Origin of the sequence: Comamonas testosteroni, from assembly GCF_000761245.1 — a bacterium.
GTDB classification, from domain to species: domain Bacteria; phylum Pseudomonadota; class Gammaproteobacteria; order Burkholderiales; family Burkholderiaceae_C; genus Comamonas; species Comamonas testosteroni_C.
In genome coordinates this window covers 237,516-255,187 of record NZ_AWOR01000046.1, presented here as the reverse complement: position 1 = coordinate 255,187, position 17,672 = coordinate 237,516, and the positions used below count along the sequence as shown (strand labels likewise).

The 17,672-nt window shown below is 63.6% G+C and carries 14 protein-coding genes; 7 read left to right on the top strand and 7 right to left on the bottom strand.

Features of this window, described 5'->3' with window-relative positions; all coding sequences use genetic code 11:
- Nucleotides 1–159: 159 nt before the first annotated feature.
- The 6 genes from mfd to P353_RS12465 all read left to right on the top strand — a co-directional run bounded on the left by mfd (nucleotide 160) and on the right by P353_RS12465 (nucleotide 8,018).
- Nucleotides 160–3,651, top strand: coding sequence for a transcription-repair coupling factor (mfd, locus tag P353_RS12490; protein ID WP_034369659.1), 3,492 nt, complete (start codon nucleotides 160–162; stop codon nucleotides 3,649–3,651).
- A 90-nt stretch (nucleotides 3,652–3,741) separates the two neighbouring features.
- Nucleotides 3,742–4,413, top strand: coding sequence for a hypothetical protein (locus P353_RS12485; protein WP_034369657.1), 672 nt, complete (start codon nucleotides 3,742–3,744; stop codon nucleotides 4,411–4,413).
- 180 nt (nucleotides 4,414–4,593) lie between these two features.
- Entirely contained in the window at nucleotides 4,594–5,616 is a 1,023-nt protein-coding gene (locus P353_RS12480) for a Bug family tripartite tricarboxylate transporter substrate binding protein (RefSeq protein ID WP_034369655.1), read from the top strand.
- Between the two features lie 156 nt (nucleotides 5,617–5,772).
- The gene (serB, locus tag P353_RS12475) at nucleotides 5,773–6,486 is read left to right on the top strand and encodes a phosphoserine phosphatase SerB (protein WP_034369653.1); all 714 of its coding nucleotides are present in this window, start codon (nucleotides 5,773–5,775) and stop codon (nucleotides 6,484–6,486) included.
- Between the two features lie 143 nt (nucleotides 6,487–6,629).
- Nucleotides 6,630–7,187 (top strand): NADPH-dependent FMN reductase, encoded by a 558-nt coding sequence (locus P353_RS12470; RefSeq protein WP_034369651.1) that lies wholly within the window; start codon nucleotides 6,630–6,632, stop codon nucleotides 7,185–7,187.
- 315 nt (nucleotides 7,188–7,502) lie between these two features.
- Nucleotides 7,503–8,018 (top strand): hypothetical protein, encoded by a 516-nt coding sequence (locus P353_RS12465; RefSeq protein WP_034369648.1) that lies wholly within the window; start codon nucleotides 7,503–7,505, stop codon nucleotides 8,016–8,018.
- Nucleotides 8,019–8,247: 229 nt separating this feature from the next.
- On the opposite strand, the gene P353_RS12455 is transcribed toward P353_RS12465, so the two are convergent.
- The 6 genes from P353_RS12455 to P353_RS12430 form a co-directional block, all read right to left on the bottom strand.
- On the bottom strand, nucleotides 8,248–8,598 hold the full coding sequence (locus tag P353_RS12455; RefSeq protein WP_034369645.1) for a DUF3325 domain-containing protein: 351 nt from the start codon (nucleotides 8,596–8,598) through the stop codon (nucleotides 8,248–8,250).
- Nucleotides 8,595–10,280, bottom strand: a complete 1,686-nt coding sequence (locus P353_RS12450; RefSeq protein ID WP_034369642.1) for a PepSY-associated TM helix domain-containing protein — start codon at nucleotides 10,278–10,280, stop codon at nucleotides 8,595–8,597. The genes P353_RS12455 and P353_RS12450 overlap by 4 nt, the downstream gene beginning before the upstream one ends.
- Before the next feature lie 2 nt (nucleotides 10,281–10,282).
- A complete protein-coding gene (locus P353_RS12445; protein ID WP_034369641.1) occupies nucleotides 10,283–10,573 on the bottom strand; it encodes a DUF3649 domain-containing protein in 291 nt (96 codons plus the stop codon).
- Between the two features lie 287 nt (nucleotides 10,574–10,860).
- Nucleotides 10,861–13,302 (bottom strand): TonB-dependent siderophore receptor, encoded by a 2,442-nt coding sequence (locus P353_RS12440; RefSeq protein WP_034369991.1) that lies wholly within the window; start codon nucleotides 13,300–13,302, stop codon nucleotides 10,861–10,863.
- A 109-nt stretch (nucleotides 13,303–13,411) separates the two neighbouring features.
- Complete coding sequence (locus tag P353_RS12435) at nucleotides 13,412–14,365, bottom strand: FecR domain-containing protein (protein WP_034369638.1); 954 nt, start codon at nucleotides 14,363–14,365, stop codon at nucleotides 13,412–13,414.
- A 5-nt stretch (nucleotides 14,366–14,370) separates the two neighbouring features.
- On the bottom strand, nucleotides 14,371–14,877 hold the full coding sequence (locus P353_RS12430) for a sigma-70 family RNA polymerase sigma factor (RefSeq protein ID WP_034369636.1): 507 nt from the start codon (nucleotides 14,875–14,877) through the stop codon (nucleotides 14,371–14,373).
- Nucleotides 14,878–15,274: 397 nt separating this feature from the next.
- Between P353_RS12430 and P353_RS12425 the strand changes: the two genes are divergently transcribed.
- The gene (locus P353_RS12425; RefSeq protein WP_034369633.1) at nucleotides 15,275–17,104 is read left to right on the top strand and encodes a sensor domain-containing diguanylate cyclase; all 1,830 of its coding nucleotides are present in this window, start codon (nucleotides 15,275–15,277) and stop codon (nucleotides 17,102–17,104) included.
- A gap of 223 nt (nucleotides 17,105–17,327) precedes the next feature.
- On the opposite strand, the gene P353_RS12420 is transcribed toward P353_RS12425, so the two are convergent.
- Nucleotides 17,328–17,567, bottom strand: a complete 240-nt coding sequence (locus P353_RS12420) for a DUF3820 family protein (protein ID WP_012838051.1) — start codon at nucleotides 17,565–17,567, stop codon at nucleotides 17,328–17,330.
- Nucleotides 17,568–17,672: the final 105 nt, after the last annotated feature.

Below are 17,672 nucleotides of genomic sequence, written 5' to 3'. Positions count from 1 at the left end.
CCCATTTTGAGTGAATGCGCTGCCAACCATCAGCTCCTCGCTGATTGGGCTTTAAGCCCTGCCTTTGATGGCCGGACTCGCCCGCATTCAATCTGTCCCCGTTTTTTTGCATCCAGCCCGCACCTGTGCGCCGCTGCCTGCGCTCGTCTGTGAAAAACCATGCAACTGCCCAAGCTCACCCCCGGTAAACGCTTTCACCTGCCCCGCCCTGTCGGCAGCGCCGACGCGCTGCTGCTGGCCAGGCTGGGCGAGCGTGAAAAGCACGACGGCCGGGTCACGGCCATCGTCACGGCCGATGCCGCCGATGCCCACCGCCTCATGGAGGAGATGGCCTTCTTCGCCCCCGAGCTGCGCTGCGCATTGTTCCCCGACTGGGAAACCCTGCCCTACGACAGCTTCTCACCGCACCAGGATCTGATCAGCGAACGCCTGGCCACGCTGTGGCGCATCAACCAGCGCGACAAGCAGCATGGCGCCGATGTGGTCATCGTGCCCGCCACCACGGCCCTTTATCGCCTGGCCCCACCCTCGTTTCTGGCCGGCTATACCTTTGAATTCAAGCAGGGCCAGAAGCTGGACGAGGCCAAGCTCAAGGCCCAGCTCACGCTGGCGGGCTACCAGCATGTGTCCCAGGTGGTCAGCCATGGTGAATATGCGGTGCGCGGCGGCCTGATCGATCTGTTCCCCATGGGCTCGCTCCAGCCCTACCGCGTGGACCTGTTCGACGACGAGATCGACTCCATCCGCACCTTCGACCCCGACACGCAACGCAGCCTCTACCCCGTGCCCGAGGTGCGCCTGCTGCCAGGGCGCGAGTTCCCGATGGACGAGGAGGCGCGCGCCAAGTTCCGCAGCCGCTGGCGCGAGCTGCTCGAAGGCGACCCAACACGCAGCCGCATCTATAAAGACATGGGTCTGGGCATTGCCACGGCCGGCATCGAGTACTACCTGCCGCTGTTCTTTGACGAGACGGCCACGGTCTTTGACTATCTGGGCGATGAGGCCACCGTGGTGCTGCACGGCGATCTGGAGCCGGCCTTCCAGCGCTTCTGGCAGGACACCAAGGACCGCTACCGCCTGGTGCAAGGCGACCCCGACCACCCGGCGCTGCCGCCCGAGACGCTGTTTCTCAGCGCCGACCAGTTCTATACCCGCAGCAAGGAGCATGCCCAGCTGGCCTTGCGCCCGGGCACCGAAGATGTGGCCGACAGCGCCATCTTCCAGAAGCTCGAAGACCTTTCCGTGCTGCGCGGCGCCGATGACCCGCTGGCCAAGCTGCAAAAACATATAGCATCCGGCGCAAACCGGGTCTTGCTTTTGGCCGAATCCGATGGCAGACGCGAGAGCCTGCTCGACTTTTTCCGCGCCTCGGGCGTCAACCCGCCCGTGTTCGATTCTCTGGCCGAATTCCAGGCCGATGCCACGGAAAAGGTCGGCATTGCCACCTCCAGCCTGATGACGGGCTTTGCCTGGGTCGAGGAAGGCCTGGACTTTGTCACCGAAACCGAGCTGTTTGCAAGCAGCCCTACGGGCCGCCGTCGCCGCCGCCAGGAGCAGGTCAGCGATGTGGAGGCCCTGATCAAGGACCTTTCCGAGCTCAAGGTGGGCGACCCCATCGTCCATGCCGATCACGGCATAGGCCGCTATCGCGGGCTCATCAACATGGACATGGGCCAGAAGAACCCTGACGGCACGCCTGCACTGCAGGAATTTTTGCACCTGGAATATGCGGCCGACGCCGTGCTCTATGTGCCCGTCAGCCAGTTGCACCTGATCAGCCGCTACACCGGCGTCTCGCCCGACGATGCGCCGCTGCACAAGCTGGGCGGCACGCAATGGGAAAAAGCCAAGCGCAAGGCCGCCGAACAGGTGCGCGACTCGGCCGCCGAGCTGCTCAATATCTATGCCCGCCGCGCCGCGCGCCAGGGCCATGCCTTCCGCTTCCCAGCAGCCGACTACGAGCAGTTCGTGGCCGACTTCGGCTTCGAGGAAACAGCCGACCAGCGCGCGGCCATCCACGCGGTGGTGCAGGACATGATCAGCCCCCAGCCCATGGACCGCCTGGTCTGTGGCGATGTGGGCTTCGGCAAGACCGAGGTCGCGCTGCGCGCGGCCTTTGTGGCGGCCATGGGCGGCAAGCAGGTCGCCTTCCTGGCGCCCACCACGCTGCTGGCCGAGCAGCACTACCAGACCCTGGTGGACCGCTTCTCCAAATGGCCGATCAAGGTGGCCGAGGTGTCGCGTTTCCGCTCGGGCAAGGAGATCACGGCGGCCATCAAGGGCATCTCGGACGGTACGGTGGATATCGTGGTCGGCACGCACAAGCTGCTGTCCGAGTCCACGCAGTTCAAGAATCTGGGCCTGCTCATCATCGACGAGGAACACCGCTTTGGCGTGCGCCACAAGGAGGCCATGAAGGCCATGCGTGCCGAGGTTGATGTGTTGACGCTGACGGCCACCCCGATTCCGCGCACCATGGGCATGGCGCTGGAGGGGCTACGCGATCTGTCGGTGATTGCCACGGCGCCGCAGCGTCGTCTGGCCATCAAGACCTTTGTGCGCAACGAGGGCACGGGCGTGATTCGCGAAGCCGTGCTGCGCGAGCTCAAGCGCGGCGGACAGATCTACTTCCTGCACAACGAGGTCGAGACCATAGAGAACCGCAAGCAAAAGCTGGAGGAAATCCTGCCCGAGGCACGCATCGCCGTGGCCCACGGCCAGATGCCCGAGCGCGAGCTGGAGCGTGTGATGCGCGATTTCGTGGCCCAGCGCTACAACATATTGCTGTGCTCGACCATCATCGAGACCGGCATCGACGTGCCATCGGCCAACACCATTCTCATCAGCCGCGCCGACAAGTTCGGTCTGGCGCAGCTGCACCAGCTGCGCGGCCGCGTGGGACGCAGCCACCATCAGGCCTATGCCTATCTGATGGTGCCGGACCTGGACGGCCTGACCAAGCAGGCCCAGCAGCGGCTGGAGGCCATCCAGCAGATGGAGGAGCTGGGCTCGGGCTTCTATCTGGCCATGCATGACCTGGAAATCCGTGGCGCCGGCGAGGTGCTGGGCGAAAACCAGAGCGGCAACATGATGGAAGTGGGCTTTCAGCTCTATAACGAGATGCTGTCCGAAGCCGTGCGCAGCCTCAAGGCCGGCAAGGAACCAGATCTGCTCTCGCCGCTGTCGGCCTCCACCGATATCAATCTTCACGCCCCGGCCCTGCTGCCCAATGACTACTGCGGCGATGTGCATCTGCGCCTGTCGTTCTACAAGAAGCTGGCCACGGCCAAGACAGCCGATCAGATCGATACCCTGCTCGAAGAAATCGTGGACCGTTTCGGCAAGCTGCCGCCCCAGGCCCAGACCCTGATCGACGTGCACCGTCTGCGCGTGCTGAGCCAGCCCTATGGCGTGGTCAAGGTCGATGCCGCCCCCGGCGTGATCAACATCAGCTTCAAGCCTCAGCCGCCGATCGATCCCATGAACATCATTCACCTGATCCAGAAGAACAAGCACATCAAGCTGGCGGGCAATGAGAAGCTGCGCATCGAAAAAGAGCTGGAGAACCCCAAGGACCGTGCCCAGATGGTGCGCGATGTGCTGCGCAGCCTGGGCCAGCCGCTCAAGAGCGAAACAGCCGTTCATGCCTGACAAGGCTGCTGACAAAGCCAGCAGGGCTATTGAGCCCAGTCCGATGCAGACGGTGCAAGATGGCGGCGGAACCTGAATTTCCGAGCCGCCATGTTTCTTGAAGCCGCCATTGCCCTGCTGGCCTTGTTGCTGGCCCTGCTCTGCCGCCCCTGGCACATGCTGGGCAGCCGGGCCGGCCCTGGCGGTATGCAGGACCCGGTACTGTCGCCACTGCTCACGCCCTTGCTGGCCGTTCTGGTGCTGCTGCCCTGGGTCTGGGCGCTGCCTGAGTTGCACAAAATGCCTTTGCAACTGCACTGGTCTGGTGCACCGTTGGTGCTGCTTCTGATCGGCTGGCCGCTTGCAGTGCCCGTACTGATTGCGACAAGCGCTATCGCCTATGCACTGGCTCCCGCACTTGGACTGCAGGACGCTCTGGGCATGGCAGTCTGGCAGGGGCTGGTGCCGGCCACGCTGGCCATGCTCTGGGGTGCAGCGGTACGCCGCTGGTGCTGGCACAACATCTTTGTCTTTATTTTCTTGCGCGGCTTTTTGGGCACGGTTCTGTGCGTGTTCGTCGCGTCCTTGCTCGGTCAATGGGCAGGGCATGTGCTGCCCAATGTCAACGACGAACTCTCGCGCATGGCGCGCTGGCTCATGGCCTGGAGCGATGGCGTGACCACCGGCATGCTGACGGCGGTATTCGTGGTGTTTCGCCCGCACTGGGTCGCCACCTGGTCCGATGCCCTGTATCTGCAGCCGCCTGGCAATCCTGAAAGCTGAGGCCGTCGAGGCGCATCAGCTCTGCCGCATCAGCCCTGCCACTTTCCCGGCCACTGCGCAAACCGCATCTTTCCCATCAGGCAAAACGCCAAGGCATCTGGCACAGGGCTTGCTCATCATTGGGCTATCGCACCGCTGCCGTCACCAAGGTGGTGCATATCTTGATGAAAGAGGGATCGCATGCTGCTCCAACCCGTTCGCAACATTGTCTACGGCCATATTCGCCATGCCGCTCATGCCATGACCCGCCCCGCACTGGCCTGTGCGCTGGCGGCAGGCTTTGCCGCCGCGGCCCAGGCACAGGACGCGTATCCCGAGCGTGCTGTCAAGGTCATAGTCGCCCTGCCTGCCGGCGGCAGCGCCGACATGATTGCCCGTGTGGTCGGGCAAAAGCTGGCCAGCGAACTCAAGCAGCCTTTTGTGGTGGACAACCGCGCCGGTGCCTCGGGCCAGATCGGCACTCCGGCCGTGGCACGTTCTGCCCCGGACGGCTACACGCTGATGGTCTCGCCGGCCTCATTCCTGACCACCAACAAGAGCATCTTCAAATCCCTGCCCTATGACCCCGAGGCCGACTTTGTGCCCATCAGCAAGCTGGTGAACCAGCCCATGGTGCTGGTGGTCAAGGACAGGCAGAAATTCCCCAGCGTGGCTGCCGTGGTGGCGGCAGCCAAGGCCGCACCGGGCAAGCTGACCTTTGCCTCCTCCGGCGACGGTAGCCCCCAGCACCTGGCCGCGCTGATGTTCGAGACGCGCACCCAGGCCAAGATGCTGCACGTGCCCTACAAAGGCGGTGCGCCGGCCGTCAACGATACGCTGGCAGGCAATGTGGACATGCTGTTTGCCGTGCTGCCCGAAGCCCTGCCCCATATCCAGGCTGGCAAGCTGCATGCCCTGGCTCTGATGGCGCCCAGGCGTGCGGCCATGCTGCCCAACATCCCGACCATGGCCGAAGGCGGTTTTGCCGACCTCAGCCTCTCGGCCTGGGTCGGCCTGTTCGCCCCGGCCAAGACGCCGCAGCCCGTGATCGACAAGCTCAACCGCGCCGTGCGCGTTGCCCTGGACAGCGAGATCAAGACCAAGCTGGGTGAAAACGGCATGGAAGTCGCGCCATCGACGCCAGAGCAGCTCAGGCAGACCGTGGCCCAGGACATCAGGCTGCATGCCGAGCTGGTCAAGGCAGCAGGCATTCAGCCGCAGTAGGTGCCGCCTCGTGCAGCACCAGGGGTACAGACTCAGGGGTGAATGGCCAGCCGAAGCCCGCAACAACAGCGGATAATGGCGGCCACCTTGGGCAATGGAGCAGACCCGATCTCCGCCATTCCCCTTTCTGCTACCCCCTCATTCGCACGACTCGCAATGACCGACGCCACCGAATTCGCTCCCGGCCTGATGATCCGCGGCTTTACCGCCCCCCAGAAGCTGGCGGACTACAAGCTCATCGCCTTTGATATGGACTCGACGCTGATCACCATCGAGTGCATCGACGAGATCGCCGACGCCACGGGCAAGAAGGCCGAAGTGGCGGCGATTACCGAAGCCACCATGCGCGGCGAAATCACCGACTTCAAGGACAGCCTGCGCCAGCGCGTGGGCAAGCTGGTCGGAGTGACCGAGGCCGACATGGCCCGCGTTCTGGCCGAACGCCTGAAACTCTCGCCAGGCGCAGAAACCCTGGTCAGGACCGCCAAGGCCGCCGGCCTGAAGGTGCTGCTGGTCTCCGGCGGCTTTACCTACTTTGCCGAGCATGTACGCGGCCTGTTGAATATCGACTTTGTGCGTGCCAATGTGCTGGAGATCAGGGACGGTGCACTGACCGGCGGTCTGGTCGAGCAGGCCTGGGGCGATATCTGCGACGGCGCGGAAAAGCGCCGCACATTGCTGGAAGTGGCTTCGCTGATCGGCATCGATGCCAGCCAATGCATTGCCGTGGGCGATGGCAGCAACGACATTCCCATGATGCAGGCAGCCGGTCTGTCCGTGGCCTTCCACGCCAAGCCGCGCGTGCGCAACGAGGCCAAGGTCGCCATCAACGAAGGCGGCCTGGATCGCCTGCTGGAAGTGCTCAAATAGGCGGCGACAAGCACCCGCCTCCATCAGCCGCGGCTCTGTCATCCAGAGTCAGCGGCTTTTTTGCGCCCGCTGCGGCGCGGCAATCCCCGGCAGCTTTGCTACAGTGCCATGCATCTTCCTCAACCCAGTCGAAAGGTCAGAGCATGAGCCAACTCAAAATCGCCGTCATCGTGGGCAGCCTCAGCAAGCAGTCCATCAACCGCCAGCTCGGCCAGGGCCTGGCCGCACTCATGCAGGACAAGGCCGATTTCGAATTCATCGATATCAGCCGCCTGCCGGTCTACAACCGCGACTTCGACAACACCCCCGATTTCAAACCCTTCGACGACCTCAAGCCCCTGATTCGCGGCTGCAACGGCGTTCTGTTCGTGACGCCCGAATACAACCGCTCCATCCCCGCATCGCTCAAGAACGTGCTCGATGGACTGAGCCGTCCCTATGGCCAATCCGTCTGGGCAGGACTGCCGGCCGCCGTGATCGGCAGCTCGCCCGGCGCGGCCGCCACGGCCATGGCCCAGCAGCACCTGCGCAATGTGCTGGTATCGCTGGACATGCCCACCCTGCCCCAGCCCGAAGGCTTTGTGCGCTGGTCCGACACGCTGCTCGACGCCGACGGCAAGATCGGCCAGGGCAGCCATGACTTCCTCGTCAAGTACATGACACGCTTTCTCGACTGGGTGCAGTTGCACCAGAAGCGCTAAACCAACTTTCCTCTGACTCGATAGCATGCCCCGCTCACGCACCAAGCGCTGCGGGGCACTTCAGGACTATTTCCCTGCATTGAAGACTACTGGAACTTTTGCGCATGCAGAGTGTTCCTACAATAGCGTGCGGCCTCATACATCACACAACATCCGGCCGCCAGGGTCTGAGCCCTGTCCTTTTACGGACAGTTTCAGTTCAGCACCTTGAAAATCCACCTCTCGACTTTAAATACCATAGCAAGCAAGCCTGACGCGATAAGCGTCGCAAGGCATGCTGGTTGTCTTCGCTCGTCAGAGTGCAGGCTGCCATCTATGACAACCATGACTGGAATCCATTTCGTGAAGACTTCGTACCGTGCTGCTGCCTCCGTGATTGCCATCGCCATCGCATCGCTGACCGTGCCTTCCCTGGCTCAGGCCAAGCGCATGGGCAGCAGCAAGTCCGTTCGCCCTGCCAGCATCGGCAGCAAGGCGCCCGCTCAGCCCGCACCCGTGGCTCCTGCCGCCGCCGCGCCCAAGGCTGCTGCACCTGCCACACCCGCAGCCGCAGCGGCAGCTCCTGCGGCCGCTCCCGCCGCTGCAGCCGCTCCTGCTGCTCGTGGCTCCGGCATGATGGGCACCATGGCCGGTGCAGCCGTCGGCGCCGTTGCTGGCACCATGGCTGGTAATGCCATTGCTGGCGCCATGGGTGGCGGCGACAAGGAAGCCGAAGCCAAGAAGGCCAAGGAAGAAGAGGCCAAGAAGGCTGAAGCGGAAGCCGCCGCTCTGCAAAAGAAGCTGGACGAAGCCAAGGCCAAGGCGGAAGCCGCTCGAGCAGCTGTCAAGTAATCAACAGGCCTTGTTGCAGCCCGGCACGCCAGGCCTCCGGCCACTGTCAAAAAAGGGATGCAACTGCATCCCTTTTTTGCATCCTTTTTTCATCACGCTCTGCATGATTCTGTGCTCCCCGACAGCACAGCACTCGAAAAAAGCATCTGCCCGCCACACGCCAGATGCACGGATGCGGCCATGCACCATGAGCTGATCGTGGCCACCGATGCCGGCCACCACCGCGATCTCAGGCGCTCCAGACAGCGGCCATGATCGCTGCAGCCGCAGCCAGAATGCAGGCAGCCGCAGCGGCCCCGCGGGCAGCGATGCTGATCAGGGCAACGACGAGCAATGCGCCTGCCGATAGCCAGCCCAGCCAGGCCACGACGCCTACGCTCCAGCCCCAGGCCTGTACGCAGGGCATGACCGCCGCAGCCAGCAGCCCCGCTCCCACTGCGCGCAGCAGCCGCGCTCGCGCCGCAGAGATCTCCATGGCAGCCGTGAGCTGCTCGTGGTGGCGTTCCATGGCAAACGCCAGCGCCGCCATGCCCGCAAAGCTCAGCGCAAACGCCAGCCACGATGCTTGCAAGACATTCATGCTCCCACCTCCATCTTGCCCGCTGAAACCGGGCTTTCCGAACGGGCGCTGCGGCACCGCAGATAGTGCCAAGCCCAGGCGGCCGGCAATCCCAGCGCCATGGCGCACAGCTCCACTCCCGCGCTCTCCCAGTCGCCGCGAGCGATCTGCGCAGGCAGACTGTCACCGACCGTGATCCAGTTCAGCAGCGGCAGCAGCAGGCACAGAGCGGCCAGCAGACCCAACTGCTCCTGCCATGCAACGGCGGGCGCACGCACCAGCGCATGCACCAGCGCCAGACTCCAAAGCCCGAAGAACACCGCTAGCTCCCAACTCGCTCTATGGGGCAGCCCGACGGGAACCAGGCGGTTGGCCCACAGATAGCCTATGCAGCCCAGGCCCAGACCGGCGATGGCCGCGACATTGAGTCCTTCGACGAGCCGGTACACGCGCGCCGTGGCGCTGCCGAACTCGCCAGCCTGCCGGCCCAGATGCTTGCCGCGACGCTTGACCATGAACAGGATGGCCCCGGTTGCCATCATGGCGCTGCCGGCCAGCCCGCAGAGGAAATACAGCCACTTGAGCGGCTGGCCGCCGAACTCCACCTGGTGCAGACTGCCCATCACCGACTTGGCCATGGAGGCGCCAGCACCGTCCACATCGCCAGGCTGGCGCAGCCTCAGCACCTCTGCGGTCGCCGCCGAGAACATCGCCATGCCAGTCGTTGGGTTCAGGCGCTGCTGCATTTCCTCGTCGCTATTCCAGCCGTAGACACCGATGCGCGCCGCCGCGTCGCCTGGGTTGTCCACAACCACGGCCCGCACAGGCTGACCCATGAGAGCCTGACCGCGCCGAGCAAACGGCTCCAGGTCTGGAACAGCCATTGTCCGGCCCGAACGCTCAGGCCTGTCCGACTCGTTGAGCGCTACCACATAGGAGTGCAGCCCCTGACTGCCCGTGCCGAAATAGGCCGCAATGCCGGCCGGCATGAATGTCGAGGCGGAGATGGCAATCCCCGTGTAGGCAATCATGATCTGGAACGGCAGCGTCAGCACCGCCACCGCATTGTGGGCATCCAGCCAGCTGCGCTGACCTTTGTGGGCACGAAAGGTGAAGAAATCCTTGAAGATGCGCCTGTGCGTGATGACGCCGCTGAGCAGCGCCACCAGCATGGCCATGCCCGCAATGCCGACCACCCAGAGACCAGCCTGCCCCGCGTGCAGCCGATAGTGGAAGTCCACGAAATGGTGACCGCCCTGGGTAGCGCGCACGGCGCCATGAGCTGGGTCCCTGAGCAGCGGCTGCCCGGTAGCGGAATCCAGCTGGGCCGAGGCGTACTGGCGCTTTTCATCGAACCAGTAAACACGGAGGTCGCCAGCGCCCTCGGCATCCGAGGGCCACAGCTCCCACATCTCGGCTCCCGGGTGGTGTTTTTCCATATAGGCCAAACCCCAGGCCAGGCGCTGCCCCAGGTCGCCCCCACGCTGACCCGAGGCTCGGGCGGCCGCCTGCGCCTGCTCCTGGGCGTGATGCTCGGGCGTCATCCAGTGGGAGATGGGCTCCTCGAACACCGCCAGCGTCCCCGTGAAAAACACCGCGAACAGCAACCAGGAAAACCACAGGCCGCACCAGGTGTGCAGCCAGGCCTGGGCCTGGCGAAAACCGCCCTGGCCTGCTCCGCCCGCATTTTTACGCTCGGCCATGCTCAAGCTCCTCCAGCCAGCCAGGCCGAGGCGCCGGCCAGCACGACGGTGGGCAGCAGCAGACCCAGCCAGACACGGCTGGGCGACACCGGCGAGAAGGCCCAGATCACGGCCAGCACATACACGGCAAAACTCCACAGCATGCCCGCCAGCACCGACTCGGCACGCGGCGCGGACAGGACCGTCGCCAGGAATACGGCCAGGGCGCTGGCTAGCAGATAGCCGCCCAGGACAGCGGCCAGCAGCCGGGATAGAACGCTGCTGCCCGCGAAGCTTAAAAAGAAGGAGGTCATGACATAAGGAGAGAGAGATGGGTGCCCCGGACAACCCGGGGCGAAGGAGGCCGCAGAGCCCTGTCTCTATGTATGACAAACGAAAACCCAAAAAGGGTCATCCGCCCCCGCCACGGCACAGGCGGGCTTGAGCGGCAGGGCCTGCAGCGGCTCAGGCTTGCCGCCGCCAGGCCAGCACAGAGCCTTGGCTGAACCATGGCAGCGGCAGCAGAGATCGCCAGCCTGAAGCGCCGCTGCACTCAGGCCGACGGCACCGGCGGCCTCCAGGGCAGGAGTGCTGCCTGCACTCAGAAGTCGTAGCGCATGCCCACGTTCACGCTGCGCGGCGCCCCCCAGGTGTAGTACAGGCCACCCAGGTTGCTGACGCCGGCAAAGTATTTTTTGTCCAGCAGATTGTTCACATTCAGGCTCAGCGACAGATGCTTGTCGACTTGGTAGCGGGCCATCAGGTCCAGCACGGCATAGGACTGCTGCGCCAGGGTGTTGTGGCTGTCGCTGGTCGAGGTCTTGCTTTGCCAGCGAGTGGCCGCTCCCAATGTCAGACCTCGCAGCGATCCACCCTCGAAGCGGTACGTGCTGCCGAGCTTGAGCTGGTACTTGGGATACAGGCTGGAGCTGGTCAGCGAGCTGTTTTGCTGCACCAGACTTCCCTGCACCTGCCAGCCGCGCGCCAGCTCACCCGACAGCTCCAGCTCCCAGCCGCGCCGCGTGGCGCCGCTGACGGCACGGTAGGCCATATCGCCGCCAGGAGTGAAGCCGCCGGTTTCCTCGGCCGAGTTGTCGGTCTTCATCCAGAAGTGGGCGATGCTGGCGTTGAGCCGCTTGTCCAGGAACTCGCCCTTGGCGCCGACTTCAAAGGTCTTGCCTTGCTCGGGATCCAGGGTACGTCCCTGCTCATCCTGTGCGCTTTGCGGCTTGAAGATGGTGGCATAGCTGCCGTACAGCGAGACCTGGGGGTGCACTTCATAGACCAGGCCGGCATAGGGCGTGGTGACGGTTTCGCGCATATCGTAATTCCACCAGGTGGGCGTCACGTCATGCTGGCGGTACTGCGTCACTCGCATGCCCGCAATCAGCTGCAGCGGATCTGCCAGGCGGAAGCGCCCTGCAGTGTAGGCATAGCGCTGGCGCTGGTTGAAGACATGGCGGTCATAGTTCCAGTTGTTGAAGTCTGGCTGGGCCAGCGCGCCGCCGCCCTGGGCATAGCTCAGGCCCAGATTGGCCAGCGGTACGCTCTTTGAGCTGCCGTAGAGCAGGCTGCTGTGGTAGCGCGACATGCCCACGCCGGCCAGCAGCTCGTGCGTGCGGCCCAGCAGTGTGAAAGGGCCTTTGACATCGAGATTGATCGACCAGTTGCGGTTTTCCACGTCCTGCCACGGCAGATAGGCAGCGGTGGTGCTGTTCCAGAGATAGCCCAGTGTCATGTCGTCCATCTTCACGCTCTGATGGAAGAACTTCAGGCTTGCCGTCCAGTCATGGGCCAGACGCTGCTCCACGCTGCCGAACAGCTCGGTGCTTTCCTGCTCGTAGCCCGACCAGGGCGCACCGTTGTTGAACGAGCGCGGCATCAGCCCCACTTCGGCACCCGCTGCGGTGTAGCGCTGGATGGGTCGGGTCGTGCCAAAGCCGCGAGTCTCGCGCTGACGCAGCGTGATGCCCAGGTTCAGCAGGGTATCGGGAGTGAGGTCAGCCTCCAGTGTGCCGAACAGCATCTTGCTGTTGCTCTTTTCGTTGTCGCGAAAGCTGCCCGCATCCGTCATGGACGCAACCACGCGGCCACGCAGCGTCCCCGCCTCGTTGAGCGAGCCGCCTATATCGGCCTGCGCACGGTAGGTATCCCAGCTGCCGGCATTGGCGCGCACGCTGGCCTGGAACTCACGGGTGGGACGCTTGCGGATCAGGTTGACGGTGGCGCCATAGCCGCCCTTGCCGACAACCAGTCCCGACGAGCCTTTGAGAACCTCGACACGGTCCATCTCCGCCATATCGTCCAGCGCATACATGGTGCTGGTGACAAAGTACCAGCCATTGCTGAGCTGGGACATGCCGTCGACCTGCAGATTCACCTCCGAGCCGCGGGCCTGGAAGTCCGTCGCGTTGTTTTGGCGATAGACGCCAATGCCCGGCGTCTGCTCCAGCACGTCGGCCAGCGTCTCCAGCTTGAAGTCGTCCATGCGCTGGCGTGTCATCACGCTCACCGACTGCGGCGTCTCGCGCAGAGTCAGGCCCAGGCCCGTGGCCGTGCGGCTGGGCCCCGTCTGGGTGTAGCTGCCCGTGCCTTCCGTGGTGCCGCTGCGCTCGGCCTGGGCCGTCACGCGCACCTCGGACAGCGTGCTGCCCTCTTCACTCGAGACGGGCGCCACGGCCTGCCTTTGCAGGGTATAGCTGCCGCCGGAGCGTGACACCAGCTCCAGCCCGCTGCCAGCCAGCAGGCGCTGCAGTGCCTCGCGCGGCGTATAGCTGCCGGAAAGCACCGGGCTTTGCCGACCTTGTGTGAGCGCAGGATCGAACGACAGTGCCATGCCGGCCGTAGCCGCCACCTCGGACAGCACCCGGCCCAGTGGGCCTGCTTCTATCCGGTAGGCCTGAGCCTGCCCAGCTGCTGGCGGCTCGGCAGCCTGCACGGAGGTCGCCGCCAGCGCCCAGCCCAGCAAGGCAAGCTGCGCGGCGCGCGCAACGGGGCTGAATACAGGATTCGATAGGGAACGAGAGGCCATGGAAGCAGGCATGAAAGACAGTCCTTTGGAAGCAAAAATGAGTGGTTCACCTTGCTTGCCAAACAACTTTCCAGAAAGTCTCACCTTCGTGCATTTTTTAGAAGATGCCTTGCTTGTGAACTCAGCGGGCCGCCACCGTGACCCAGTAGCCCTGCCAACGCCGGTGCACCGTCACCGCATAGGTTTCGACCAGCATGGCCAAGGCCCGGTCGGTATCGGCCAAGGGGTACGCGCCCGAGACTTTGATGGACACCGCCTCCGGGGCACAGTGCAGCAGGCCGGGCCGGTAACGCGACAGCTGGGCGCAGACTTCTGCCATGGGCATGGCGTCCGCCACCAGCATGCCGTGCACCCAGGCCAGTTGCTGCGGTCGTACCGTCTGCAGCCCCCCTGCACCCAGCGCAGTCAACCTCGCCCAGTTGCCCGCAGGCACCACCAGCGCGGGCCGGGAGGCTCCGAGTAATGTGACTTCGACCGCACCCTGGGTTACGGCCAGATCCACGAATTTGCCCTCGCTGTTCTGCTGCACCGAAAAGCGTGTGCCCAGCGCCCGCAGGCGCCCCACGGCCGTCGCCACCAGCAACGGCCGGTCCACGCCACTGGGATCGGCGGCAGTTTCCAGCAGGATCGAGCCCCGGTGCAGATGTATCAGGCGCTGATTGGCATCAAACCGGATATCGACGGCCGTTCCTGTATCCAGCAGCAAACGGCTGCCATCGGCCAATGTCACGAGGCGCTGCTCGCCCGCGACAGTACGCAGATCGGCTGCCCATCCCTGCTGCTGTGCCACACGCCAGCTCATCCAGCCACCAGGCACGGCGGCCAGCAAAACAGCCAGCTTGGCCACTGCGGCCCGTCGGCTGCGACGCTGCGATCGGCCCAGCGTCGGCATGGCCAGCGCCGGTGGCAACCCTCCCAGCTTGTCCATCAGCCGCTCGGCCCGCATCCAGGCGCCTTCATGGGCGGGACTGGCCTGGCGCCAACGCTCGAAGGCGACGCGTTCGGCAGCCGTCAGGCCTTCATCGTTCAGACGGACCAGCCAGTCCGCAGCTTCGCCCAGCAAACGTGCATCCATTGCAGTCATTCCATCAGCGCCAGACACTGCCTGAAAGCCTGGGCCATGTAGCGCTTGACGCTGGTCAGCGACACGCCCAGCTGCAAGGCGATATCGTCGTACTTCATGTCCTCCAGCTGTGAAAGCAAAAAAGTGCGCCGCACCAGCGGCGGCAAGGCATCAAGCATGGCATCTATCTCATGCAGAGCCTCCAGCACCAGGGCCCGGTGCTCAGGCGACGGCGCTTCAAGTTCGGGCAACAGGGCCAGAGCCTCCAGATAGGCTCGCTCCAGCGCCTGCCGCCGGCACCAGTTGACCAGCACGCCCTTGGCCACTGTGGTCAGATAGGCACGCGGCGATTCAATCTGCTGCGGCTCGCGCACACCGAGTATGCGCACAAAGGTGTCCTGCGCCAGATCCGCCGCATCGAAGGCATTGCCGACCTTTTTGCGCAACCAGCCCTGCAACCAGCCGTGATGGTCGATGTAAAGCGCGTTGACTTCGCGGTGGATGACGGATTCGGCAGCGGACATGGTGCGATGGAGATAAAGCTCGGGCGAAACTCAAATGATATCAATTCTCATTTTCAATGTAAGCAAAGGCGTCACTATTTCCGCAGGGACCGGGCTCTGCCATCCAGCCCGGCGCGCCGAGGCCGGACGCCTGGAAGCACAAGGATCGCAAGCGCCGCGCAGAGATCGCTGTGCGCAAGCCCTGCCCTCGGCCGGGCTTGCCCAGAGATCGCGGCAACCGGATGGTGTGGCAAAAGGCAAACAATGATCGGGCGCGGCTGCGGCCCACGGTTGCGAGCCGCTGCCTCCGATAGACTTTCCGATGACTATTGCACTGCCGAGATCGGCGATGTTTTACTGGGCCGGTGACCGCGTCGCTTGCGGCCCGGGCTGCCAATCAGGGAACTCAAGAATCAAGATGACAGGCTTTCATCCTCAACGGCTTTTGCGTCGCATCGTGCTCGGCAACCTGCTGGTGGCCGCCCTGCTGTGCTTTGCCACCTGGCTGGGCGTGCATGCCAATTACCGCGCGGACATGGAGCTGGGAGTGGCCGTCACCCGACACCAGGCACGCAGCCTGAGCCTGGAACTGGCTGCCGAGGTAAGACTGGTCGAGAACGCCTTGTCGGCGATTGCCAGCCGTTATCGTGCACGCAGCTCTGACGGTCTGCCCGCCGCCAACTCTGCCCTGTATGAAATGCTGCAGGAGCAGCGTGCCCTGATTCCTTTTGTCACCGCCCTGCGCATCACAAACAGTGCAGGCGAGGTACTCATCACTCCCAGCGAAATTGATGTGCCATTTTCAGTGGCGGAACGCGCCTATTTCGCTCAAGCCCGCGAAACAGACCGAATGGTGGTGTCTGAGCCTTTGATCAGCCACTCCTTCGGAAAATGGTCCATCGTGCTGGCAAGGCGTCTTCAGGCCGAGGGCGGCCAGTTCCAGGGCATCGTCTATGCCATTGTCGCGGCCGAGCATTTTCACCAGCTATTCCAGCGCCAGTCGTTCGGCACGAGCAGCGCCATGGCATTGCGCACCGATCAGGCACTGCTGGTAGCGCGCTATCCGGCTGCAAGCCAGGATGCCGACGCGGGTATCGGCAAGGCCGCTGTCTCGTCTGAATATCAGCAGGCCATCAGCCGCAACAGCGAGGAAGGCTGGTACATCACACCGACCCTGATCGATGGCGTGGAGCGCATCACGGCCTACCATCGGCTGCCTGGATATCCTCTGACGGTATTTACCGGGCTGGGTACGGAGGCCTATATGGCCATGTGGCGCGCCTCAGCTTGGCGTGCATGGGGTCTCGCCGGCTTGTGCATTGCCCTGATTGCTTTGGGTTCGGTGGCACTGTACCGGCTGCAGCAGCGTGAACGCCGCATCCGCAAAGAGCAGGAGCTGGTCATCAACAATGACCTGATCGGCATGGCTCGCCTGCGCGAGCGCAAGATCGTCTGGACCAACCCCGCCATGCGCCGTCTGCTCAAGCAGCCAACAGCTGCACTGCAGGGCGCATCCACGCGCATGCTTTACCCGGACGAAGCCTCCTACAGGCGTATCGGCGAAAAAGCCTATGGCTCTTTGCTGGCTCGGGGCAAATTTCACGCGCAGTTCCAGGTGCAGAATGCCGAGGGCAAGCTTTTGTGGGTGGATGCATCCGGAACACTGCTGAATGCCGAAGAGTCGCTATGGATTCTGGTGGACATCGACGCCCTCAAGCGAGGCGAACAAGCCGCCAATCACCTTGCCAACCATGACGCTCTGACGGGTCTGGCGAACCGACGAGCACTTGAAGAAACGCTGAACCAGGAGCTGGCTGACGGCCAGATGCTTGCCGTGTGCTTCATGGACCTGGATGGTTTCAAACAGGTCAACGACACCCAGGGTCACGACGCAGGCGACGAGGTTTTACGTGTGGTAGCTGCCCGACTGACGGCTCATGCTCGTGCCGGCGACTGCGTTGCCCGCCTGGGCGGCGATGAGTTTGTGGTGCTGCTATCCGGCTTGCGCACTTCCGATGAGGCCATGTCTGTCATGAAGCGCTGCATGGAAGCCGTGCGCCAGCCCATTGCGCTGAATGGTGGAGTGATGGTGCAAGTGGGCAGCAGCATCGGTATCTCCATCAGCACCACAGGTAGCTCCTCGGCCAACCTGATGCAGAGCGCGGACGAGGCCATGTACTCAGCCAAACATGCGGGCAAGGGACGCATTGTTCAGCATTCGGACCTCCCGCAAGACTCCGAGGCTTGAGAGCGTCCCCCTGCGAGCAGCTGCATCTGTATATGTCCAGAGCCGAGGATTGACAACGCCTTCGGGGCCGAAGCCGGGCATTTTGGAGACTCGCGGCCAGGCCGCCGTCAGCCAAGCCCAAAGGCCAGCCACCTGAGTCCGACCAAAGGCAAACTGCCAGGGCTTTTGCAGGCCCACATGCCGCATATTCATCTGGCCGACTGAAGCCAGCCCTCTCTCTTGGCTATTCCTGTGCTCTTGGCGGCAGCCCTGCAGCCTTGCGAATGGGCTCCAGCAAACCGCTGAGTCCGTTGTGGTCGAGCTCCTGCATCAAGGCCAGCAACTGACCGATCTCGCCTTTGGGAAAGCCCTCGCGGGCAAACCAGTTGAGGTAGTTGCCTGGCAGATCGGCAATCAAACGGCCCTTGTACTTGCCATAAGGCATAGGCACGCGGACCAGGCGCTCCAGCATTTCGGGATTCATGGCATTCAATCGGAATCAGATTTTGTATAAAAAACGACGCTCTTATAACCAAATAAGAAAAATGTCCTGCAGACGTCTGTACACGGCACTAGACTATGCACCTTA